General features: G+C 52.2%; 15 protein-coding genes. 7 read left to right on the forward strand and 8 right to left on the reverse strand.

Annotated features, from left to right (window positions below; all coding sequences use genetic code 11):
* Positions 1-174 precede the first annotated feature (174 nt).
* Positions 175-2,070, reverse strand: coding sequence for a DNA topoisomerase IV subunit B (locus BM123_RS20170; RefSeq protein WP_090172298.1), 1,896 nt, complete (start codon positions 2,068-2,070; stop codon positions 175-177).
* Between the two features lie 445 nt (positions 2,071-2,515).
* Here BM123_RS20170 and BM123_RS20175 point away from each other — a divergent pair, with 445 nt between their 5' ends.
* A complete protein-coding gene (locus BM123_RS20175) occupies positions 2,516-3,253 on the forward strand; it encodes a (Fe-S)-binding protein (RefSeq protein ID WP_090172300.1) in 738 nt (245 codons plus the stop codon).
* Positions 3,254-3,275: 22 nt separating this feature from the next.
* On the opposite strand, the gene BM123_RS20180 is transcribed toward BM123_RS20175, so the two are convergent.
* Positions 3,276-4,088, reverse strand: a complete 813-nt coding sequence (locus BM123_RS20180; RefSeq protein ID WP_090172302.1) for a hypothetical protein — start codon at positions 4,086-4,088, stop codon at positions 3,276-3,278.
* Positions 4,089-4,356: 268 nt separating this feature from the next.
* Between BM123_RS20180 and BM123_RS20185 the strand changes: the two genes are divergently transcribed.
* Complete coding sequence (locus BM123_RS20185; RefSeq protein ID WP_090172304.1) at positions 4,357-5,076, forward strand: polyprenol monophosphomannose synthase; 720 nt, start codon at positions 4,357-4,359, stop codon at positions 5,074-5,076.
* Between the two features lie 274 nt (positions 5,077-5,350).
* Here BM123_RS20185 and BM123_RS20190 read toward each other — a convergent pair whose 3' ends face one another.
* Positions 5,351-6,463, reverse strand: a complete 1,113-nt coding sequence (locus BM123_RS20190; protein ID WP_090172306.1) for an OmpA family protein — start codon at positions 6,461-6,463, stop codon at positions 5,351-5,353.
* Positions 6,464-6,683: 220 nt separating this feature from the next.
* Between BM123_RS20190 and BM123_RS20195 the strand changes: the two genes are divergently transcribed.
* Positions 6,684-8,306: an ArnT family glycosyltransferase gene (locus tag BM123_RS20195; protein ID WP_139211993.1), complete on the forward strand. Its 1,623-nt coding sequence runs from the start codon at positions 6,684-6,686 to the stop codon at positions 8,304-8,306.
* A 96-nt stretch (positions 8,307-8,402) separates the two neighbouring features.
* Here the strand turns inward: BM123_RS20195 and BM123_RS20200 are convergent, their stop codons facing one another.
* Complete coding sequence (locus BM123_RS20200) at positions 8,403-8,669, reverse strand: YkoF family thiamine/hydroxymethylpyrimidine-binding protein (protein WP_090172310.1); 267 nt, start codon at positions 8,667-8,669, stop codon at positions 8,403-8,405.
* A 197-nt stretch (positions 8,670-8,866) separates the two neighbouring features.
* On the opposite strand from BM123_RS20200, the gene BM123_RS20205 reads away from it, so the two are divergent.
* Complete coding sequence (locus BM123_RS20205) at positions 8,867-11,674, forward strand: CHRD domain-containing protein (RefSeq protein ID WP_090172312.1); 2,808 nt, start codon at positions 8,867-8,869, stop codon at positions 11,672-11,674.
* Positions 11,675-11,793: 119 nt separating this feature from the next.
* On the opposite strand, the gene dnaN is transcribed toward BM123_RS20205, so the two are convergent.
* Entirely contained in the window at positions 11,794-12,912 is a 1,119-nt protein-coding gene (gene dnaN, locus BM123_RS20210; RefSeq protein WP_090172314.1) for a DNA polymerase III subunit beta, read from the reverse strand.
* Positions 12,913-13,121: 209 nt separating this feature from the next.
* Here dnaN and BM123_RS20215 point away from each other — a divergent pair, with 209 nt between their 5' ends.
* Complete coding sequence (locus BM123_RS20215) at positions 13,122-14,330, forward strand: serine hydrolase domain-containing protein (protein ID WP_090172316.1); 1,209 nt, start codon at positions 13,122-13,124, stop codon at positions 14,328-14,330.
* Between the two features lie 34 nt (positions 14,331-14,364).
* Here BM123_RS20215 and BM123_RS20220 read toward each other — a convergent pair whose 3' ends face one another.
* Complete coding sequence (locus BM123_RS20220) at positions 14,365-15,732, reverse strand: tetratricopeptide repeat protein (protein ID WP_175489485.1); 1,368 nt, start codon at positions 15,730-15,732, stop codon at positions 14,365-14,367.
* Between the two features lie 807 nt (positions 15,733-16,539).
* On the opposite strand from BM123_RS20220, the gene BM123_RS20225 reads away from it, so the two are divergent.
* Positions 16,540-18,975, forward strand: coding sequence for a S9 family peptidase (locus BM123_RS20225; RefSeq protein ID WP_090172320.1), 2,436 nt, complete (start codon positions 16,540-16,542; stop codon positions 18,973-18,975).
* 165 nt (positions 18,976-19,140) lie between these two features.
* Here BM123_RS20225 and BM123_RS20230 read toward each other — a convergent pair whose 3' ends face one another.
* Positions 19,141-19,671: a DUF4442 domain-containing protein gene (locus tag BM123_RS20230; protein WP_090172322.1), complete on the reverse strand. Its 531-nt coding sequence runs from the start codon at positions 19,669-19,671 to the stop codon at positions 19,141-19,143.
* 65 nt (positions 19,672-19,736) lie between these two features.
* On the reverse strand, positions 19,737-22,223 hold the full coding sequence (locus tag BM123_RS20235; RefSeq protein ID WP_090172324.1) for a chondroitinase-B domain-containing protein: 2,487 nt from the start codon (positions 22,221-22,223) through the stop codon (positions 19,737-19,739).
* Between the two features lie 265 nt (positions 22,224-22,488).
* On the opposite strand from BM123_RS20235, the gene BM123_RS20240 reads away from it, so the two are divergent.
* Complete coding sequence (locus BM123_RS20240; protein ID WP_090172326.1) at positions 22,489-23,406, forward strand: family 16 glycosylhydrolase; 918 nt, start codon at positions 22,489-22,491, stop codon at positions 23,404-23,406.
* Positions 23,407-23,473: the final 67 nt, after the last annotated feature.

A 23,473-nucleotide genomic window follows, 5' to 3' on the forward strand; every position in this document is an offset into this window, starting at 1 on the left:
CGCAGCTCTGACGAGCTCGGGCGCAATTTTCGTCGATCACTAAACCGGACAAGCGGACCATCAAACCCCAAAAAGCCTCCGCTTCAGGAGGCCGGCTCCGAAAGCAAACGGGGCTGCAGGCTCCCGGAGCGTACATCTGCGAAAGCCCCGATCCCACTTCTGACGTGCGGGAGCCTATCCAACGGCTTCCAGTTGCTCCACGTCCGACGTTCCATCCCCGTCCAGATCGTCGTCTCTTTCCACGCGCAGGTTGTCGATGATGAAATTCTGCCGCTGCGGGGTGTTCTTGCCCATATAGTATTTCAGCAGGTCGTCGATATTGGTGGAATCACCGAGGACGACGGGCTCAAGACGAATGTTTTCGCCGATAAAGTCTTTGAATTCTTTAGGGCTGATTTCCCCCAGTCCTTTGAATCGGGTAATCTCCGGCTTGCCGCGTAGAGCCTTAATGGCGTCTGCTTTTTCCTGCTCGCTGTAGCAATAGAAGGTCTTTTGCTTATCGCGTACGCGGAAGAGCGGGGTCTCCAGAATGTAGAGGTGGCCGGCCCCGACCATATCCGGGAAAAACTGAAGGAAGAAGGTCAGCAGCAACAGGCGGATGTGCATCCCGTCTACGTCTGCATCAGTAGCCACCACAACGCGATTGTAGCGAAGCTCATCAACACCGTCTTCAATGTTTAGCGCGTGCTGCAGCAGGTTGAACTCTTCGTTTTCGTAGACGACCTTTTTCGTCTGTCCGAAACAGTTAAGTGGCTTACCCCGCAGGGAGAAAACAGCCTGGGTTTGCACATCACGGGCAACCGTGATGGAACCACTGGCGGAGTCACCTTCGGTAATAAAGATTGTTGTAGCGAGCTTCTGTTCTTCGGTGTGGGTCTTCTTGGTAGAGTTGTACTGTACGCGGCAGTCCCGTAGTTTTTTGTTGTGCAGGTTGGCCTTTTTGGCCCGTTGGTTGGCCAGCTTCTTGATGCCGGCGATCTCCTTACGTTCGCGTTCAGATTGCTTGATCCGCTTTTCCAGTGCCTGGGCTACCTCCGGGTTTTTGTGGAGATAATTATCCAGTTTCTCCATCAGGAAGTTGCGCATAAAGGTGACTACCGTAGGAGAGCCGGGGCCCATGTCCGTGGAGCCGAGCTTTGTCTTCGTCTGTGACTCAAAGATGGGGTCTTCGACCTTCACCGCAACGGCCGCAACGATGCTGGCCAGGATGTCTTTGCGGTCATAAGCTTTTCCGAAGTGCTTTTGAACGGATTCCACCGTCGCCTGCTTAAAGGCATTCAGGTGGGTACCTCCCTGAGTGGTATACTGTCCGTTGACGAAGCTGTAGTACGCTTCTCCGTAACCATTGCCGTGGGTAATGGCCACTTCTACGTCCTCATCCTTGAGGTGAATGATGGGGTAGCGCTGTAGCTCGGTGCCGATGCGGCGCTCCAGCAGGTCCCGCAGCCCGTTGCGGCTCACCAGGGTTTTTCCGTTAAAGATCAGCTTGAGGCCAGCGTTCAGGTAGGCGTAGTTCCAGAGCTGGTTCTCGATGTAATCCGAGCGGTATTTATATTTTTTGAAGATCTGGGAGTCCGCCCGGTAGCTGATGAAGGTGCCGTTGGCTTCTTTAGTCCTGGCCTGGTTGTGCTCCTTCTGCAGTTCGCCATAGGCGAAGTCGGCTTTTTTTAGCTTGCCTTCCCGGACGGCGTAGACCGTAAATTCTTCCGACAAGGCGTTGGTTGCCTTCAGACCAACACCATTCAGGCCTACCGATTTTTTAAAGGCTTTACTGTCATACTTGCCGCCGGTGTTCATCTTCGATACAACATCGATGACCTTGCCCAGCGGGATACCCCGGCCGTAGTCGCGAACGGAGGCAACACCGTCTTCTACCTTTACCTCAATCTGGTTACCGTGCCCCATGACGTACTCATCGATGGAGTTATCGATTACTTCTTTTAACAGGATGTAGATACCGTCGTCCGGGCTGGCACCATCTCCCGTTTTACCGATGTACATACCGGGGCGTAAGCGAATGTGCTCTTTCCAGTCAAGTGAGCGAATGTTGTCTTCGGTATATTGGGCCATTTACTGCTGTTGTTAGGATCGCTAAGGTAGTCATATGCTCTGGAGAAAAGGCGGACGCTCGAAGGTCCTTCCAGGACGCTTCGAGGACCGCTTATCCGGGAGGGACCTCGAAGCGTCGCGGAGTGACCTTTGAGCGTCCCGGTAGAAGCTAATGATTGTCCTGTTAAGATCACAAACATACAAAACAGTAAAGATTTATTTAAACAAATTGTGGGTTCTTTTGTGGTTTTTGTTTTGTTGTGGGTTTTGAGGCTCTTGCCCCTTCAACTTCCCCTTGCACCTGCGCGCCGTCGCCCCGACCATTTCCTGACAAAAGCCGGTCAAGTGCCGCCAGGCTCTCCGCGCTGGAATTGTGGTAAGCTGACAGTACAGGACAGCGCCCACGTGTAACGGCCTTAACTTGCCGTTCGTCTACCAGACCAGAATACTACCAGACTTACTACCCATGACCGTTGCTCTTTTCATTCCCTGCTACGTCGACCAGTTTTACCCCAAAGCCGGCATTGCCACGCTCGAACTCCTCGAAAAACTAGGTTGTAAGGTTGTTTTTCCCCGCGAACAAACCTGCTGCGGGCAGCCGCTGGCCAATTCCGGAATGGAGCAGGAGGCCCGGCCGATCTACGATAATTTCGTGAAAACTTTTGGGAGCTACGACTACATTGTATGCCCTTCCGGCAGCTGCGTATACCACGTAAAGCACCACTACGACGTAATTGAACAGACACCGGAAGCACTGGCTGTTAGAGAAAAGACCTATGAATTGGCGGACTTTCTCATTAATGTCCTCAACGTCGAAAAACTGGACGCCCGCTTCCCGCATCGGGTTGGTATCCACAACAGTTGCCACGGCTTGCGTGGCCTGCGGTTGGGCTCAGGCTCGGAGCGGGTAGGGGAGGCCTTCAGCCACTACCGCTATCTGCTCAGTATGGTCAGAGATATTGAGCTGGTAGCCCTGGAACGTACGGACGAATGCTGCGGCTTTGGCGGCACCTTCAGCGTCAATGAACCGGAGCTGTCCACCAAGATGGGACGCGACCGTATTGCCGATCATCTGGCGCACGATTCGGAAGTTATTACCTCCGGTGATATGTCTTGCCTGATGCACATGGAAGGGCTCATTCGCCGGGAGGGCAAACCGCTGCGGGTGATGCACGTGGCGGAGATATTGAACAGTAATGGGTAGTAAGAGAGAGGCATATCCTGTTCTACTTTCCTGTGCCTAATTTAAACACGAAGCCCAGGTTTAGCCGGGAGCTTTCCCCGATGAATTCGCCCCCCAGTACCCAGGCGGCACCCAGATTAAGCCCGGCCCAGCGGGTCACCGGCACGTAAAAGGTGCCGCCAAGCCGGCGCCAGCTGGAGCCCGTTCCGGCAGCGGCACCCTGCACACCGCTTCCGCTTTCCAGTGCCGTGACGAATTCTATCCAGGCTTCCGTATAGAAAAACTTACCGCCGTAGCCAGTACGCAGCAGTAATGGCCAGGAGGATTGAGCTTCGGGAGATATCTGGAAGTCAATGCCCGTCTGTCCGTGCAGGAACCAGCCGTCGTCGTGTTGAAACTGATACACCAGCCGGCCCTGAAAAACGGTGGCTCGCTGCCCCAGGGCAGTATTGCCCATCGTTTCATAGTTGCCGACGGGCAGGCTGAGACCTACCGAGGTGAAAACACGATTGGCTGAACGGCCGGAGCGTTTTTCAAGGTTCATGTATTTTAACCAGAGAGAGGCGTCCTGCAGACTGCCTTCGTCATCATTGATTTGCATCCAGGGCAGGGTAGCGATCAGCGACATATTGTCACTCACCCCAGTTTCCACAAACAGGCTGTAACTGATCGTTTCGATTTCCCGGTTCTCCTCTCCGTTGTCCGGCAGGAAATAATTATCGTAGTTTTCCTTACTGTAACTGATGGCGATGGCCGTTTCTCCCTTTGGCGTCGGGAAGCCGCTAACGGGACCCTGGGCGCGGGCGCAGGTGCAGAGAAAGGTAAGAAAGCAAAGAAGGAGTAAGCATCGTCTCATGCCGCGAAGATCGGACGTTACCTTGGTTTGTCAATAAGCGAGCGGTTTTTTGTCGCCTGCCGGCATCCGGATTTGAACGAATTACAGCGGCTAATACTTTTTGCTAGTCAACCATTTGGGGCAATTGGGCCTCTTTCCCGGTAATGGTTATGTAAAACTACCTGAATCAAATGGCCCGTTTTATTGACAGAAGACGGAACAACAGATTTTCCGCAGATTATTTGTCCGATCTAGCCATATATTTGTGCCCTTAGAAAAAACAAGCCTCTTGAGCGATAGCCTCGTCATTATTCCCACTTACAACGAAAAGGAGAACATCGCTAAAATGGTGGAGACTGTCTTTGGGTTATCCCATGATTTTCATCTCCTGATTGTAGATGATGGCTCCCCCGATGGAACCGGAAATATTATTAAGGAATTACAACGGGAAAACCCGGACCGCCTCCACCTGCTCGAAAGAGCCGGTAAGCTGGGCCTGGGAACTGCTTACCTGGACGGCTTCCGCTGGGGGCTGAAAAGGTCGGAGAACTATCGCTATTTCTTTGAGATGGACGCTGACTTCAGCCATAACCCCAAGGATCTTATCCGCCTGCGGGAGGCATGTCATACGGGCGGCGGTGATGTCTCCGTTGGCTCCCGTTACACCAGTGGTGGCGGGGTGGAAAACTGGCCGGTTGACCGGCGCCTGCTTTCCTACGGTGCTTCCCTCTATGTTCGCCTGATCACCTGGATGCCCGTCAAAGACCCCACGGCCGGTTTTATGTGCTACACCCGCCCGGTGCTGGAGGCCATTGACTTTGATGCCATCAGGTTCATCGGCTATGCCTTCCAGATCGAGATGAAGCATACTGCCTGGAAGCTGGGCTATAAGATTGTGGAAGTTCCCATCATCTTCACGGACCGCATCCTCGGGGCCAGCAAAATGCACGGCTCCATCGTAAAGGAGGCCGTTAAGGGAGTCCTCAGTTTACGTTTCGGAGGAAAATAACCAAGAGGGGAATTGAGCGAAAGGTGCTAATGGTCTTTCTCTGCTTCTCCAACGTCCGCTGCACCTGCGGTCGCGCCCAAATCCAGCGTAAGTATTATCGGACCTGAAGGCCCTCTCCCCAATCCGGCGTAGCCTCCTCATTCTCCTATTCACTACGGTCTCTGCGCGCAAACCCTACCGCTGCGAAGTATACCCCCAATGACAAAGCCCCCGCTCACCTAAGTGAACGGGGGCTTTGAATTGAATCAGTTAACGGCTGGGCCGTCAGGGGTGATTACATGTCCATGTTTAGTACACGGAACTCAGTGCGACGGTTAACAGCGTGCTCAGCTTCAGAGCAGTTAACACCGTCAGCACAACGGTTCTTGAGCTGGCTCTCGCCGTAACCGCGGGTTACGAGGCGGCTGCGGTTGATACCACGGCTAACGAGGTAGTCAGCAACACCTTTAGCGCGACGCTCAGAAAGAGCCTGGTTGCCACCGGCAGAACCTACGCTGGAAGTGTGAGCGTTGATCTGGATGCGAATGTTCGGACGCTCACGGAGGAGGCTCAGCAGACGATCATCAACAACCTGACGAGCGGCGCTGGTAAGTGCAGCACTACCAGAAGCGTAGTTGATAGGAAGTACGTTGTAGCTGGTCAGCAGCTCACAGTCGATTTCTTCGTAGCTGGTCAGGCCACCTTTAGAAGTAAGTACTTCTTTGGTGATCTCAGTGTACTGTGCAGGAACAGTGGTCGTGTTAACCGTAGCAGGCTGGTCGATAACGCTCTTAGTGATCGTTTCGTAAACAGGATCGATGTCGATTTCGCGAACTTGAGCAGGAGTAGCTACTACCTCTTTGGTGTAGGTAGAAGTACGTGCAGCAGTTCCGCTACGAGAGCTTCCGGCGTCAGCAGCGAGGCGCTGTACGGGGATAGTGCGGTATTCAGCATCGTACGTGCGGTAACACAGTACCTGACAGTCGTTAGGATCGTCAGACTCACAACCTTCGTAAGCGGTAGATTCCCACTTGCTGGTTTCTGGCTTGATGAGTACACGCTCGGTAGCATCCGTGAAGGTAGCAGCCGTAACCGTCATGGTCTCTCCTGGAGCCTGTGACTGGTAAGAGATAGACTCAGTACGGAACGTTGCAGGAACGAACTCGTAGCGCTTGTAACCTTCCTTTACGAGAACGCGTTCGGTAACGGTCTTGTAAGTGGCAGGAACAACACTGAGTGACTTGTATGCAGGACGAGTCTGGATGCGAACCGTCTCAGTAGTGTAAACGTCAGGAGTTACACAACGAACGTAACACTTGTTGGGATCTGGATTAGAAGGTAGTTGTTGGGCCTGGACACCAACTGCGCTGAGTACCAGGGCAACTATAAGGGTAAGACTGAGTCTCATGAAAGGAAAGATTTAATTGAAAATTGATGAGTAGTTACTGGAATGTAATTTTTAACAGTACTGCCGTGTTCGACGCAAAGATACTGGTAAGGTCACTTTATGGGAGGACAAAAAATAAGTTTTCGCATAAGAAAAGTACCTTTTCACCCCATTTTGGGGCTGCAAATATCATCCCGTCACTTAGATTCGCCAAATCTGCTGTTCTTTAAAACTATCCGAAGTGAAGTCATTTTCCCGGTTTTGGGTCCTCCTCTCCCTACTATTGGTGGTGAGTAGCTGGATGCTGGGGATTAACAATCTTGACCTTTATGATTGGGATGAACTGAATTTCGCCGAAATCGCCCGTGAAATGCTCTTAAGCGGGGATTGGTTACACCCAACCGTTAACTACCAGCCCTTTCACGAAAAGCCCCCTCTCTTCGCCTGGATGCAACTGCACAGTTTCAGGGTGTTTGGGCCAGGGCCATTTGCGGCCAGGTTTCCCAACATCATCTGTGGATTGGTTTCCGCTTTAGTGCTCTTTTTTTTCGCCCAAAAGCATGCCAACGAGAAAACAGCTTTACGCTGGGCCGCATTTTTTCTGCTCAGTCTTTTACCTCAACTGTATTTTAGGTCAGGGATTATTGATCCCTGGTTTAACCTTTTTATCCTCCTGGCCCTGCTCCCTGTTTTAACCGGCAAAGGTTATTCCCTCAGAAACGGACTGGCCAGTAGCTTGTTCCTGGGCCTGGCCGTTATGACGAAAGGGCCAGCTGCTGGCCTGATTGCCGGGCTTTGTTGGCTGTTGGCATTGCTTTTTAATGATCAGCCCAGGGCGTACCGGATTCGACAAGTCATTTCTTACGGGCTCATTGGCCTGTTGGCCCTGTTGCCCATCACCATCTGGGTCGCCTTTCTCTGGAAAGAGGACGATGGCTACTTCGCTAAAGAATTTCTTCGCTACCAATGGCGCCTTTTCCGCCAACCGGATGCTGGCCATGGTGGGTTTCCTGGCTATCACTTTCTGGTCTTACTATTAGGTTGTTTCCCTGCTTCGGTTTTTGCACTGCCGGCTCTTCTGCGCAGAAAAGTCTTTAACAGCAAACTGGACCAGGGTATGCGAATACTATTCTGGGTTGTCCTGATCCTGTTTTCTATTGTCACTACCAAGATAGTACACTACTCCAGTCTTTGCTACTTACCCCTTTGCTGGTTCGCCGCCCGGGCAGTAAGTAGTGGGCCGTTGAGGGAAAAAGACCTTCGGCTCGTGAAAGGTGGAAGTATTTTTATTTGGGGGCTGTATGCCTTGGCTTCCCTTAGCCTTCCTCTTCTTGCCTGGAATCTGGATAGTCTGTTACCTTATATTAACGACGAAGGGCTTCTCTCCAGATTAGAGCTGGTAGTCGATTGGCCCTGGTATACACTGCTGCCTTTCTTAACGGTGCTGTCAGGGATAGTAGCCTTATATAGGTATACATTTGTTGATGCCTGGTCGCTGGCCAGTATGCACCTTTTAATCATGGGGCTATTTGTAGCTATTGCGCTGCCTTGTTTTGCACCGCGTCTTCAAACTTACAGCCAGGGAGAATTGGTGGCCTTCTATCGGGGGTTACAGGGTAAGGAGGTGTCAGTAGGTACTGCCTATCATAAGTCTTACGCTCATTGGTTCTACAGCGGCATCTTACCCGACACTTATCATAGCGGGTGCCAGGACCGGCAATGCCGGTTTCATGGATCCAACCCGCTTCCGCTGTTTTTCAGCAGTCCCCTGAATAAAACAGAGCGTGTTCTAAAGGAAGTGCCGGATGCTCACTTGCTCTATCAACGCGGAGGCTACAGTTTTTATCAGCGGCCAGCACAATAGTAATTGGTGCCCCCCTGGGCCACCGCATCATCATTTTACAGGCTCTTGCACGTTAAGATTACTAATGACGCGTCAGCCCTGGGTACCCCCCAGTATTCAAACAGCTACTTTTTCGCCGGGGCTTATTGCTACGTTGAGTAGCTTTATAACAAAGGAGCAGGTTGTAGATTCTGCCATGCTGGGCTTCATGGCCAGGGTGAGCGCTTTCATCACTGCATCGTATTCCCCCGTAAGCTGCGTAGAAAGCCCGTTGGTGGCTACCTTGATGTCGGGTTGTTCCTGAAGAAGTTTAATGAATGCAATAATGGGCTCTTCATAGTCTTTGGTCAGTGGGTAGAGTGATAATTCTGCAGAAGTCTTCATGTTGTGGGTTTATTAATCAGTACAATTAAGGCAGCCATAGGTTCTTAGAGATTTTTTCTTCATCAATGGAAGTTCAAACCCCCAGGTAAATAAGCCGTAAATTGCGGCCTCATTATTCAGGAACTCCGGGTTGCCTGGCCGGAAAACCGAGTGCTGAATCAATTAAAATCCCTTTGACATTGCATAATCCCTTGACCATGACTGAGAAACGATCTGTTTATCCCACAAAATGGCTATTTCCAATAATTGCTCTTCTGTTTTCTTTTCCGCTCTTTGCCGGCAAAGTGACGAAGGTTAATGGTGAAACAGGGCCTTCTGTAGCACACGCATCCACCCCGGCTCTTTTGGGAAGTACAGAGATGGAGACTGAATTTGTGGTACAGCTTAGCGGCTTAAATGAGCTACCTGTTCCCGTTACAACGCTGGGTAGAGGAACACTTACGGCTTCCTTAGAGGGTAATACCCTGACGGTGAGCGGCGAATTCTCCGGTCTTAATGCTGCCGTTGACCTTAGTGTGGCTGGTGGGGCTCACCTGCATGCTGGTCTCGCCGGACAATCCGGCGGTGTAGAGTTCTTACTCAACAGTGATTTAGATGCAGATATGCGGGGCGGTGTCTTTTCCGCAGATAGCAATGTTTTTGAATTAAGCGTTGAGCAGTTGCAGCTTCTTAATGATCGTGGCCTTTACGTCAATATCCACACAATAGAACATAGTGGCGGTGAATTGCGCGGGCAGTTGGTTCCGGCAGGAGCAGACGATTACAAGATGGCTAACCTGTTGGGCATCAACGAAAACCCGTCGGTACATTCTCCTGGTATCGGAGCGGTGATGGTAGAACGAGTTGGTAACACTATTACTGTTTCCGGAGCATTCAGCGGTTTGATGGATACCATCTCTACCGACCTGGCCGGAGGAGCACACATTCACCAGGCAATTGCCGGACGTAATGGCCCGGTGATATTTCCTTTGGCGCTAGACATTGCGAATGATGGTCTGGGGGCCACGATCTCCGCTGAGGATAACAGTTTCGAACTGACGGCCGAGCAACTGGCCGCGTTGGATATGGATATGCTCTACATCAACATACACTCCGGAGCTGTTCGTAGTGGTGAGCTTAGAGGGCAGATCAAAAATATGGGGGTTACTTCTTTTTATGCGAACCTTTCCGGGCACCAGGCTCGTCCGTTGTCCGTCAATACACCCGGAAATGGCCGGGTGTTACTGAGCTTTGACGGAGACTCTACCATGACACTGAGCGGAAGTGTAAACGATCTGCTGGATACCGTGGCTACTGACATTGCCGGAGGTGCCCATCTGCATCTGGCTCTGGCGGGATCCAGTGGGCCAGTGGTTTTTCCACTCGTTATCTCCGCAGAAGACGGAGAGCAGGGCGGGCAATGGTTGCCGCAAAACAATTCCTTTACGGTAACGGAAGAACAGGTCCAGGCGTTTTATGCCCGTGAGTTCTACGTTAACGTCCATACCGGAGCAGTGCAAGGCGGAGAAGTCCGCGGACAGGTAATGAACCTGGCCAAGGGCTATTACGGTGCTAATCTGAATGGTGTTAATGTAGCAGCGGTACCAACCATTACAACCGCTAATGGATTTGTCATGATTGAGGCTACGGATAATCAGATCGTGGTCACTGGCGCTTTCGCTGATTTGCGGAACCCGGTAAGGGGGAACGCTCAGCTGCGGAGAGGAAGTATTTCCGTTAGAGGCGCTGTTGATTTCAGGCTCAATGCCCAGCTTGCTGAGGACGGACTTTCCGGCGGCTTTCCCGCCGATGTCAACCAGTTTAACGCGGATTCTGCGAGGCTGGCCCGGTTGGCGCAAGGAGGTACCTACTTCACACTGTCTACTTCTGAATTTACCAGTGGAGCCATTCGTGGCCAGCTACTGCGGGACGATAATGCCTTCCCTACTGCTCCCGAAATAATCACGCCTGAAGACAGTATAACTATCATTATTGCTCCCGAAGGAAGCGACGTTCAGAGTGCATCCTTTACCCGGTCATCAGATCCGAATACAGACTCACTAATTTATATCCTTGAATTAGCAGCACCCAATGAGACGGAGTTCGAAGAACTACTGACGACCACCCGGGTAGGGACGGATACCAGCTACGTTAACACCCTTGAAGGCCTTTACGATACACTGAGAGCTATTGGATTCCGACCAGGGTTAGTCCTTCCCATCATTTATCGTTTCAGAGCAATTGATGGAAGCCTGGCCTCAGCCGGTGGCTTTCAGTCGGCGACCGTGATGCTGCTGGAAGAGCAACCCCAGGTAGTGGGTATTAACGAGATTGCAGAAGATGGAAAAGTAGAACTCATCAACCTGGGTACTTTCCCGGTTAACTTTGGGGAGCTGTTTATTGGTATCGATGGAGTATTCAGCCAGGTAGATGGATTGGAAGTAATCTGCGGAGACCTGATCGCTGACCCCGGAGAACAGCTTACGATTAACCTGGGGACTACCCTCATGGCTGAAGCGGGAGAACTGGCCATCAGTACTCTGCCAGGCTATGGAAATATGAGCACCCTTTTATCTTATGTGGTCTGGGGAATGGGTGATCGTACCGGAGAACCTATCGCATCGGATGCAGGTATTTGGATGACGGGAACGGAACTGTTAGCCCCCACGGAGGGTACGTCCATTCAGCTGATCGATTCGCCCACCGAGCGGGTCTACGCTCACGGGAAACCGACTCCTTGTGAACCCAATACCCTGACTACGGGGACCGATCTGCCCGAGGCTGCCGATCAATTTAGTGTTTACCCCAATCCGTTTACTCAGCTCCTGACGGTAGAAGTCAACGGTCTGCGTGGCAACACCACACTTCTGCAACTACTGGACATCACTGGCCGCTTGATCACGGAGCAATCAATTGAAGTCCGTAGTGGACGGTTTATGATCTCTACAGCTGATGTCGCTTCCGGAACTTATCTGCTAAGGCTGTCTAATGATGGCGGAAGTTCTTCCGTTCGGCTGGTCAAGTAGTACCCTTAACCATTACTGTAAAAAATAAAGGCCCGCATCTCAGGAAGAGATGCGGGCCTTTATGTGTTTTACGCCAGGGATTAAAGCAGCTATGCAATCAATCTGCCCTTCGTCCTTTTTTAGTTGCTCAGCATTACCGGCATCACCAGCATCATGATTTCCTGACCGCCTGCTTGCTCGGTAGGCAGCAGGATTCCGGCGCGGGTAGCGGTACTCATTTCGAGCTTCACTTCTTCGCCTTCTAAAACGCCAAGCATCTCAACGAGAAACTTCGCGTTAAAGCCGATCGTTAGCGGGTCTCCGCTGTAGGTGCAGGAAAGTTGCTCCGTAGCTTCATTACTGAAGTCAAGATCTTGTGCACTAACGGTCAGGCTGCCGTCGGCGATGGTAAGAATGACCTGATTCGTTGTCTTATTGGCATAGATAACGATACGCTTCAGGCTCTGCTGCAGATCCGTGCGGCTAATGAGTAGCTCGTTGGGGTTGTCGACCGGGATAACGGCATTGTAATCCGGGTAGCGGGCGTCGATGAGCCGGCAGGCCATTTTATTTTCTCCGAAGGCGAAGAATGCATTCGCCTTGTCAAACGAGACGGACACTTGCTCGTCCGTAGAAGGCAGCGCTCCTTTGAGCAGGTTAAGCGCCTTTTTGGGGATAATGAAACTACTGGTTACCTCACCGGTGATGTCGCTTAAAGAATACTTCACCAGTTTGTGTGCATCGGTGGCTACCATAACGAGCTTGCTGAAGTCAACCTGGAAGAAGACGCCCGTCATGGCCGGCCGCAATTCATCAGTAGAAGTAGCAAAAAGCGTTTTATTGATGCCCTCCAGTAAAGCGAGGCTGGAGACAGAGACCTCGTCGGCATCCGTCGGTACGGGGATGTCCGGGTAGTCCTCTCCATTTTCGCCGGCGAGCTTGTACTTGCCGTAAGCAGACGTTATCTCGATGCCAAAGTTGTCTTCGTCAACAGAAAAAGTAATCGGCTGCTGGGGAAGTGCTTTTAAGGTGTCAATCAGAATCCTGGCGGGTACGGCTACCGTGCCGTTGCCATCTGCATTGACCTCTAAATTGGTGGTAACGCTCGTTTCCAGGTCCGTAGCCGCAATGGTTAATTGGTTGCCCTCAATGGTGAAGAGAAAGTCTTCAAGGATGGGCAATACGGGGTTGCTGGAAATAGCACCTCCTGCGAGGCTTAGTTTTTTCTGCAGATCGGAAGAGGAAACGGAGAATTTCATGTGGGTATCGAGCTTTGGGCAAACTTACGGTTTTAGTACGGTAGTGTGTTAGGCCTTACGGCGGGAAATTATAAAAGATCCACACAGGGAGCTCTATACACCCTAAAGTTGACGGGCGACGGCGCGCAGGTGCAGGGGAAAAGACGAAAAGCAGAGGAAGCTGTTACCTGCCTTACCGCAGCAGAAATAATCTTTTCTACCTTTAAAAAATGAAATTGTTCCTAAAAGTTCTTCTTGGCTTGCTTCTTCTCCTGCTGCTGGCCGCTGTCTGCTATTACCCAAAACTTCAGCGGGTTAACCAGGTCATGCACTTTTTTGACCGGGAGATCATCGTGGACAATTTTCGCAGCACCGACAAGATGATGACCTACCGTAAAATACCGGCCGCCGATCAGCCTTCTCCGCTTCCGGAGGCACGGACTACTCCACCGCTACCTGCTTCCTTTACGTATGGATCCTTAACGATGGCAGTGCCAGCTTACCTTGACTCATCCTACACGACGGGCTTTCTGATCCTCGACAATGATACGATTCGACACGAACAGTACTTCAGGGGGCATACCGCCGAAACACCCCAGATCGTATGGTCTGTTTCTAAGTCGTTTCTGTCCGCTCTTTTTGGTATTGCGGTGGCGGAGGGAAAGGTGGAAAGCCTGGAGCAAACGGTAGACGAGTATTGCCCGGTCCTGTTAGGCTCCGGTTACGAAGGTGTACGGATAAAGGACGTACTGCAAATGTCTTCGGGAGTAGCCTTTAATGAAGATTACGCGGATTTTTGGTCCGATATCAATCAATGGGGAAGGGGCTTCGCCTGGGGTGCCAGCCAGGACGCTTTCGCCGCCGGCCTGGAGCGGGAAAAAGAGCCAGGGACTTTTAATCACTACGTAAGCATCAACACCCACGTGTTGGGGATGGTGCTGGTCAGGGCAACGGGGCAAAACATTGCTCAATACGCCAAAGAGAAGCTATGGAATCCACTGGGGATGGAACACGACTCGTATTGGCTCACGGATGACTACGGTATGGAAATGGCCCTGGGTGGCCTTAATACTACCGTCCGGAATTGCGCCAGACTGGGTAGTTTGTACGAACATAAGGGGAATTGGCAAGGAACACAGATTATCCCGGAAAGCTGGGTAGCCGCTTCCGTTACACCTGACGCTCCTCACCTTCAGCCGGGCGTACGGCCCAGCTCAGCGCATACATTAGGCTATGGTTATCAATGGTGGGTGCCAGATGGAGACGAGGGAGAGTTTCTGGCCGTCGGCGTCTATAATCAGTTCATCTATGTCAATCCTGCTACGCATACGGTCATCGTAAAACATTCGGCTAACCCGGGCTTTACGACCAGTAGCCCGTTAGGCACAACGGAGATGTTCCTGGCCCTTTGCCGGGAGATTGTGAAGGGGTTGGGATGAACCTAAGGGGATGATTACCCCCGCTTCCCCAATGTTAAAGATCCTGCAGAAAGGCATTAATGTCATCGCTCGGTACAAGATTGAGCTTTTTGCGCAGCCGGTAGCGCGCCATTTTTGCACTGGCCGTGGAGATGCCCCGGTTAGTGGCTACTTCTTTGTTTGTCATATTGAGGCGGAGCAGCCCCGCTAACTCCCGGTCACTTGCGGTAAGGTTGGGAAAGGCTTTCTTCAGCTTTTGATGGAATTCGCGGTTGACCTGGTCAATATTCTCCTGCACCACTTCTAATTGCCCGTTTAGTTGCTCGTGGCCCTGGGCGTATCGAATCAGGTCATCAACCTGCGGGCGGAGCTTGGTCGGTAACACTTTTCTCAGCGCGCCCAGGCGATCCGTCAGCTCCCGCGAAAATTTATTTTTCCGCTCGATGTCAAGGGCAAAGTTGGTCAGATCCCCTTGCTTGTTTTCCAGTCGGGTGCTCAGTAGGCTTGAAGTCAGGCGCTCATTGGCCAGTTCGGCAGCGATCAGCTTTTCTTTGGTCGCGCGGTAGCGTATGTCTCTGCGCCACTGTCTGAAAACGAGTAACCCAAGGACTAAGCTGAAAAACAAACCGATAATGATGAGCACCAGGCGTTGCTGCCTGATCCTGGCTTCTCCCTCAAGTAAAAGAACTTTTTGCTCACTAGCCTCAAGGGCAAGTTGTTGTTGTTCTGTTTCGTACTCTACCTTAAGTTCTGCGATTCGGTTCAAGGTGTTTTCATTGAGGACGCTTTCTTTTACGGCCTGGTATTCCTGAAATAGGCGGAGAGCATTCTTGTAATCACCAATTGAGAGGTAGCCGTCGGCTATGTCCTTCAAGGTGACGTAGGTAACGGCATTCTGCTCCTGTAGCCGCGAATAGTAGAGCGCAGAATCGTATAAAGGAAGAGCGCGTTTAAAGTCGCCAAGTTGCTGATAGGTGTAGGCAAGGTTGCCGTAGGCGGGTGCGAATTCGAACGTGTCTCGTTGAGCAAGAATGGTATTCAGGCTTCGCTCGGTGTAGGGTAAGCCTTGTTCGGGCTTTCCCGTCATCGCGTAAATTACCCCGATGTTTCGGTCAACAGCTAACCAGTCAGAGGGAGAGCCATGCTTACGCATCGTAGCCCAGGCTCGCAGTAGTAGCTGAAGAGCAGTGTCCTGTTTTTCAGCTCTCATATAGTTGAGGGCAATATTACCCTCGACCCTGCCGGCACTGAGCGTATCCCCTAATTTTTTATAAGCTTCTATCAGTGGCCGGAAGGTGGCATTTGATTGTTCATAGTCATCCGTTCGAAAAAATATCATGCCAATATTCATTTGCCCGTCAGCCATGCGAAGCGAATCCTTCGATTGATGGGCGGCCATGGCTGCTTGTCTGGAATATAGCATTGCCTGTTTGTAGTCCCCTGTATCTGTATAGTAGTCACTCAGCCAGTCAAGAAGGTCGAACGTTAACTTAAAATCCCCATGTTCCTGTACAATCGGCAAAAGCCTCTTAGCTTCAGCAACATCACTTTTAGAATATTTCTTTGCCGACAAAGCGTTAACCTGATCACGAAGTGATTGAGACTGTGCAAAGGCTGAACCGCCCTGCAACAGGAAAAAAAATACTAAAACCACAACAAAAAATCTCACTAACATACCTTTTTCATGAAGACGGTTGGCAAGATAGTAAAAGAGCGGTAAATGGGGGTAAAACAACAATTCTGTAGTATTGTAGCCCTACTGTAGCCCTTGCGCAATCGATTGGTAGCCCTGTTATCGCCTTTGTATTGTGGCTTATTCCGTTAAACAGGCGATATTTGTATTAGTTAACCGGCCGGGCTACTAGCCTCCTTTAACTAAGTCTTTGTGTTGTTCATAGCATTGTTCATTTTGTTTCTCAAATAACTAATTCTAATTGCGACCTCGAATATTTTCGAGGTCGCTCTTTTTTTATCAGCTTGTTTCTGCTTCTAGTCCGGTCCGAAGCACTTTCGTGTGTATAACCAAATGGACAACAAAGAAGCTAAGCTCATTTACTTCAGTAGTAGATTCAGCATTCAGCGGACAGCGTCACAGCCTGAATGCTTGTCAGGGACGGAAGATAATTTTAATCCCTTCGTTTGTGCATTTGGTTTTACACACCGCACTTTCTGAACACTTTACCATGTCCCTCAAAATGACGATCTTAGCCCACTAATCAACCCATACCAAATGAAGCCGTCGTTTTTCACCTTGCTCTTACTGAGCCTCCTCTGCACCTGCGTCCGCGCCCAAACCCTTGGCTACCAACAACCCGATAAGGCCATTCTGGATCTTGTGGATGTTCCCCTTGCTCCTTCTGTCCTGATGGACGACGCTAAGGAAAACATGGTACTTCTGTACCGGGATGCCTATAAATCTATCGAAGAACTCAGCCGGCAGGAGATGCGACTTGGTGGACTGCGCATTGATCCCGCTACTAATATTGGTAGCCGAACGACATACTACAACAAAGTGGCCGTCCGGGCCGTAAGTGGGCAAAAAACACTGAAAGAAGTAACCGGCCTGCCGGCCAGCCCCAAGCTGGGCAACCTGAGCTGGAGCCCCGACCAACAAAAGATCGCCATGACGCACACGGCCTCAGCAGGCGTGGAAGTCTGGCTGCTCGACGTCGCCACCGCCAGCGCTACTCAACTTACTGACGCCAGTAAAACGCCCCTGAATGCCAACCTTCGTGATGTCATCAACTGGGCGGAAGACGGACAGTCGATGCTCATTAAACTGCTTCCCGAAAGCCGTAAGCCACTGATTGACGGAGCCACTGCCGTACCAACCGGCCCAACCATCTCAACCGCTGATGGAAAGAAAGCCCAAAACCGTACTTACCAGGATCTGCTGAAGAACCCCAATGATGAGCATAATTTTGAGCAGCTGGCGCTGTCCACCATCGTTCGTCTGAATCTGGACGGAACACAAAGCCCCTTTCTGCCCACGGCCATGTACCGGAGTGTAAACTTTAGCCCCGACGGCCAATACCTGATGGTGAGCCGGATCGAACGGCCCTTCAGCTACATCGTGCCCTATAGCCGCTTCCCTACAATAACGACGATTTATGATAAATCCGGAAAAATGGTTTCCGTCGTTAACGAAGCTCCATTGGAGGAAGTCCGCCCTCAGGGTTTTATGGCTACCTCTAAGGGACGGCGGAGCATGAACTGGCGGTCAGACCGCCCCCACAGCCTCGTCTACGTTAAAGCCCTCGATGAAGGGGATCCGGCTAAAGAGGTGGACTTCCGCGACGAGGTCTTCCAGCTCGAAGCTCCCTTCACCGGAGAGGGGAAATCTATCCTGAAAACCATTATGCGCTACGCTGGTATCCAGTGGGGCGATGACGATACTGCTATCGCATACGACCGTTGGTGGAATACCCGCAATACAAAGACCTACGTTTTTGATCCTTCTGACGCCAGTAAAAAGCCCGTGATCATTGCTGACCGAAACTACCAGGACCGCTACAGCGATCCGGGTAACTTCGTAACCACCCGCAATAAATATGGTAGCTCCGTGCTGGCTCTGGACGGTGATAATGCCTTTCTGCTGGGGGCCGGCTATTCCGAGAAAGGGCAATTCCCCTTTCTGGACGAAATGAACCTTAGCAGTGGAAAGAAAGAACGGCTGTACCAGTCTGCGTACACCGATCGGATTGAAAGCCTGCGGGACTACGATCCGAAAACGAAGCAACTCTCAGTACGCATCGAGTCTCCTACGGACTACCCTAACTACTTCTTCCGGGACACCCGCTCCGGCAAGCTGACGCAGGTGACGGATTTTGCTAATCCCTTCGAAGCGCTCGGAAAGGTGCATAAAGAAGTCATCACTTACGAACGCGAAGATGGCCTGGAGCTTTCCGGTACTCTCTACCTGCCCGTTGGTTACGACATGGAGAAAAAGGAGAAAAAGCCGATGATCCTCTGGGCTTACCCCCGGGAGTATAAGGACAAGGCCAGTGCGAGCCAGACGACGGCCAACCCCAACGGGTTTATTTACCCTTACTACGGTAGTCCGATCTACTGGGTTACCCGTGGCTACGTGGTGCTGGACGGAGCGGCTTTCCCCATCGTTGGTGAGGGAGATACGGAGCCAAACGACAGCTTCCGGAAGCAGCTAGTGGCTAACGCCAAGGCGGCCATTGATGCGGTTGATGAGCGAGGCTACATTGATCGGGAGCGGGTCGCCGTGGGCGGCCACAGTTATGGTGCCTTCATGGTGGCCAATCTGCTGAGTCACTCCGATCTCTTCGCCGCCGGCATCGCCCGCTCCGGAGCGTATAACCGGACCCTGACGCCCTTCGGTTTTCAGTCAGAACAACGGTCCTATTGGGAAGCTCCTGAAGTGTACAATACCATGAGCCCTTTCATGCACGCAGAAAAAATGAAGACGCCACTACTACTGGTTCACGGCGAAGCGGACAATAACTCTGGCACCTATCCACTACAATCAGAGCGCTACTTCAACGCGCTGAAAGGTTTGGGCGCCACTGTCCGCCTGGTGATGTTGCCCAAAGAAAGCCATGGCTACCGCGCTAAGGAATCTATTCTGCACCTGCTCTGGGAGCAGGACCAGTGGATGGAGCGCTGGGTGAAGAATAAAGGGGAAGTACGGCCGTAGGGTAGTAGTGATCGTATGATAGTAGTGATCGTACGATAGTAGTGGTAGTATGGTAGTAGGTGCCGTACTACCAGACTACCACTACTACCATACTATCCACTAAATAAGGCGCTGCCGCAGGTGCAAAGAATAGTTTTCAGGAGCACGGTCAATCGCGCGAAAACTTTACTTAGCGCGCGAGCGTGCTTCGCGCTTTGCCCGGTAATGAGCCTTATCTGCCACATAGATCGTTTTATGGACTTCGCAGAAGGTCGTAGTGCCTGCCTTGTCCGTCAGTCGGGTGATCTTTACAATGTCGATCTCCTTTTCTGTGGCTACTCTTGCTTTAATCTGTTCCAGTTCTTCGGTGGTGTAACTGAACCGGGCGTAGAGATGCTCGCGGGCAGGCCGCTTGAAGATGATCTGGGCGGATTTGTCCCACACCACGTAGTCATCACCAATCAGGTTGATCAGCTGAACCATCGGGATGGGGTCCAGGGCTGAAAACATACTCCCCCCGAAAATGGTGCCCACGTAGTTCATGTTCTTATAGCTCAGGGGAAGCCTGACGCTGACCTGGAGCAGGTCATCAGAAACCGTCTGTATCCGGGCGGTACTGCGCCGGTACATCGGGGATAGATTGAACCCATACTTGAACAGGCGGGCTTCGCCGACGTACTTCGCGCCGTATTTAGCCAATGATTGGTAGAAGGACATGGCGTCAAGTTACTGCGAAGAAACTTTAGCGCACTGTTGCACGATCAAATACACAAGCAAAGCGCCTACCGAACCTTCATCACCTTCTGCGCCAGTACCGGCAGCCCCTCACCGGTCAGGCGAAGTACAAACATACCCGTGGCGGGTAGCTGACGCAGATCTATCTGACTGTTGGTAAGCTTGCCCCGGGCGGCTACCCGGCCGCTAAAGTCGATCAGGCTGTATTCGGTGTAGCCAGCGGGTAGGTGATCGATGTAGAGGACGTCCGTAACGGGAACTGGCCGCAGCCCGATACCCGCGGCTTCCGCCGCGGGGTTCCGGGAGCTGACCGAAGTACCTGAGCAACCCAGCCTGAGCTCCGAAACTGATACCCAGGGGCCTTCGTAAGTGGCCGCACCGGTGACGGTCAGCTTGATGTAGCGGTAAACCTGCTCCGGAAAATCGCGGTCAATGGAATTGCCTCCGGCCTGGTTGTCGGTTGCATCGACGAGCGTGACGAAGGTTCCCTCCGGCTCGTTACTCCCTTCGAGCAGGAACTGATAATCCCGCCCCTGATGCGGGATGAGGCTGACCTCGTTGATGGAAAAGGCTGCTCCAAGATCAACGACCAGAAACTGAGGGAAACCTTCTGCTGACCAGCGGTTGCCAGTGTTATCATCGATTACGTTTGCTGCTGCATTATCCTCATTCTGCTGTGTACTGAAACTATTGACGGACCCTTCAAGGGCCACATTCGTTCCCTGCGGGCAATCCGCCGGAGAAATCGTACCTGACTGCCGGATGGCGATCTCCCGTGAAAGCCCCATGCCCGTCACGGTAACGCTGCCAGTGCGCTCCTGGCTACCGGGGTTGGCCGTCAGGGTGATCTGAATCACGCCACTCTCCGTGCCGCTGTTGGGGGAAAGGCTGATCCACTCCTGGTCTGCCGTAGCCTCCCAGTCTACGTCGATGACCTGAACGCTGACGGACTGACTGCCGCCTTCGGCCGGGAAAACGTTCGTGCTGCCGACATTCAGGCTGGGGCCCGTGTTACCGTGGCCGTCGGCATTCAGAAAGGAAGCCCCTACGCCGTTGCCAACGTCATCATTGACGATGGGGCGAAACTGCTCACTTCCGCTGGCGCCGTCTACTTCGTGGGCGCCGATGTCCCGGCCGGTGGCCGGGCGGCTAAGGCCACGTACATCGAGCGCTACCAGCTCGGCGTAGGCATCGCCGGCTGCGCCAGCGACCAGCCCGTCAGCTACGGGAAGGAAGACTTCGCCATCGGTGCTGAAGGTCTCATCTCCTACCGTAATGCCAGCGTTGGTGATGCCGACACTGGAGCCGCCGAAGAGGTTGTTGACGTAAGTCATGCCGGAACCCGTATCACCAATGTCTCCCGCCACGAGTTGCCCGCGGGTGCTGTACACCAGATTGTGGGCGATGATGCCGGTGGATACGTGGGAATGCCGGTCATTAAAGTAAATGGGGTCTTCGGCGTCGTAAATGGTGTTGAAGGCGATCAGTACATCATCCACCCGTTGGTAGCCGTTACTGCTGCCGCCGGAGGCAACGTCGCCGGCCACAATAGTGATTCCGTTATTCCAGGGATCATTGTCATTGATCAGCCCGGACATGTAGTTATTAACGATCACGTGGTCGCGGTCGGTTACCCGGATGCCACCGGATTTTGCCTTGCCCTCTCCGAGGAAAAAGTTGCCCTCTACGCGTGCACGGGCCCCGTGCCGGAGCACCAGTGAGCCCCGGCTTAACCGGAAGGTATTGTGCAGATAGCGGTTCTCCGCACTCTTGTTGGAGATGATCTCGTTTTCCCCATCCGTTGAGAGAAAGTAGTTGTGCTCAACGGTTACCCGGGCATTTACGGCCTGGTTGCCGCTGGCACCGATCCGGATCGTCTCACTGTCGCCGGAATTCGACGCGAAATCATCTTTTGGCGTAATGTTATAAAAATAGTTGTTGCGGATGATGTGATCAGCGGTGGTCTCTCCCTGGCTGGCCAGTTCCACCAGAATCATGACGCCCGTGCTGTTTTTGTTCTGAAAGGTGCAGTTTTCCACAATGTTGCGCTGACCGCGCAGAACGACCCAACGGCTCTTGTCGGGGGCGGTGGTAAACAGGTTGTCAAAAGCGCAATTGCGGATGATGCAGTCTGTACACAAATCTGTACTGGAGCCACTACGCCGGGTTTCCACGTGATTGTTCGTACCGATGCCCTCCCGCCAGTAGAAGCCTTCCACGATCAGGTGGGTGCCGAAGATCTTCATGGGGGATTCACCCGTGAAGATGACCCCGCCGGGGGTCTCCGCTTTGAGCACGATGGGCGCTTCGGCGGTGCCGAAGAAACGAATGAAGTTCACTTCCTGATTGGCGTAGGTACCGTTTTCCCAGATTACCGTATCGCCGGGTACCAGGGTGAGGTCTTCTAGGTCGTCGGCTGAATTGATCGGGTAGTTCGTCGCGCTCAGGGAGAGCGAGGTGAATAATACCATCAGCAGCAAAGACAGGCCGCTCGTGAAGGAAGAAAGGACAGAAGTTGATTTCAGGGTGTGCATGATCTTGTGGGTTGGTAAGAGATTCCAAAAATACGAAAAATTGGTTGACCAATTGACGGTTTTATAGGTTTCGTCTCGTATTTACCAAAAGGAGGCGCGGCCGCAGGATGCAGGGGGGAGTTTATGGGAGCAGGGGGGAGACAAGGTGGTGGTGTTCAGCCTGCAGGCCAATTGGATAGCGCTCAAATGATGCATTTAGCTTTTCGTGCTATGAAAGTAGCCTTTCGTGGTAAGCCCGGCCTCGGATCAACCATAGCTTTGTGCTATGCAAAGCTTAACTCCTCAGATTTTAAACCGTTGCACGTTCCTTCTATTCATTGCTTTTCTCTCCTTCTCATTGGCGGGGCAAGACTGGAAAAAGCTCCCCGTACCCGTGCCTGCCGGCCCGGGGCAAAGCTGGAAGCTACTGAAAGAACTTTCCGATGATTTCAACTACCGCGGTAAGAAAAAACGCTTCCGTAGACGTTGGCAGGATACTTACTTCAACCGATGGAACGGCCCGGGGCTAACCCAATGGCAAGGCGATCATTCTTCGGTGGAAGGTGGTAATCTGGTCATCCGTGCCTCCCGCAGGGAAGGGACAGAACAGGTGAATTGTGGAATTGTTACCGCTAAGGCAGCGCTGATGTATCCGGCTTACACTGAGGCAAGGATTAAGGTGAGTAACCTGGAGCTTAGCTCCAATTTCTGGTTCCTGAGCCGGGACAGTCGCCGGGAAATCGACGTGCTGGAAGTTTACGGCGGAGCCGAAAAGGGAGATTTCGCGAGGCGGATGTCAACAAACTTTCACGTTTTTATCCGCTCAGAAGAAAAGGGAATTACCAGCGACTTCAATGCATCAAATCATGTAGAATTGCCCGATGAAGCTTACTGGCGGGAGGAATACCACACTTTTGGTGTCTTCTGGAAGAGCCCGGCGGAGGTCTACTTCTACATTGATGGTAAGCCACTGCCTACGGGCTCCTGGGCGCAGGCAGAAATGTTCGATAAAGACTACACCAAAACCTTCATGGATAAGTCTGCCTTCGTGATGGACAGGCCCATGGTGATGATTCTGGATACCGAGGATCATCACTGGCGTTCCCGCCAGGGCATCATTGCTAAAGACGAAGACCTCGCTGCCCCCTCAAAAAATAAGATGCTGGTGGATTGGGTGCGGACTTACCGGCTGGTGGAGGAGTAGGGCGGTTAGCCCCTTAACATTGTTTGCACCTGCGGCCGCGCCCCTCTGTAGGAAGCGGTTGCGATCA

Origin of the sequence: Neolewinella agarilytica (assembly GCF_900110645.1) — a bacterium.
In the GTDB taxonomy this organism is placed as follows: domain Bacteria; phylum Bacteroidota; class Bacteroidia; order Chitinophagales; family Saprospiraceae; genus Neolewinella; species Neolewinella agarilytica.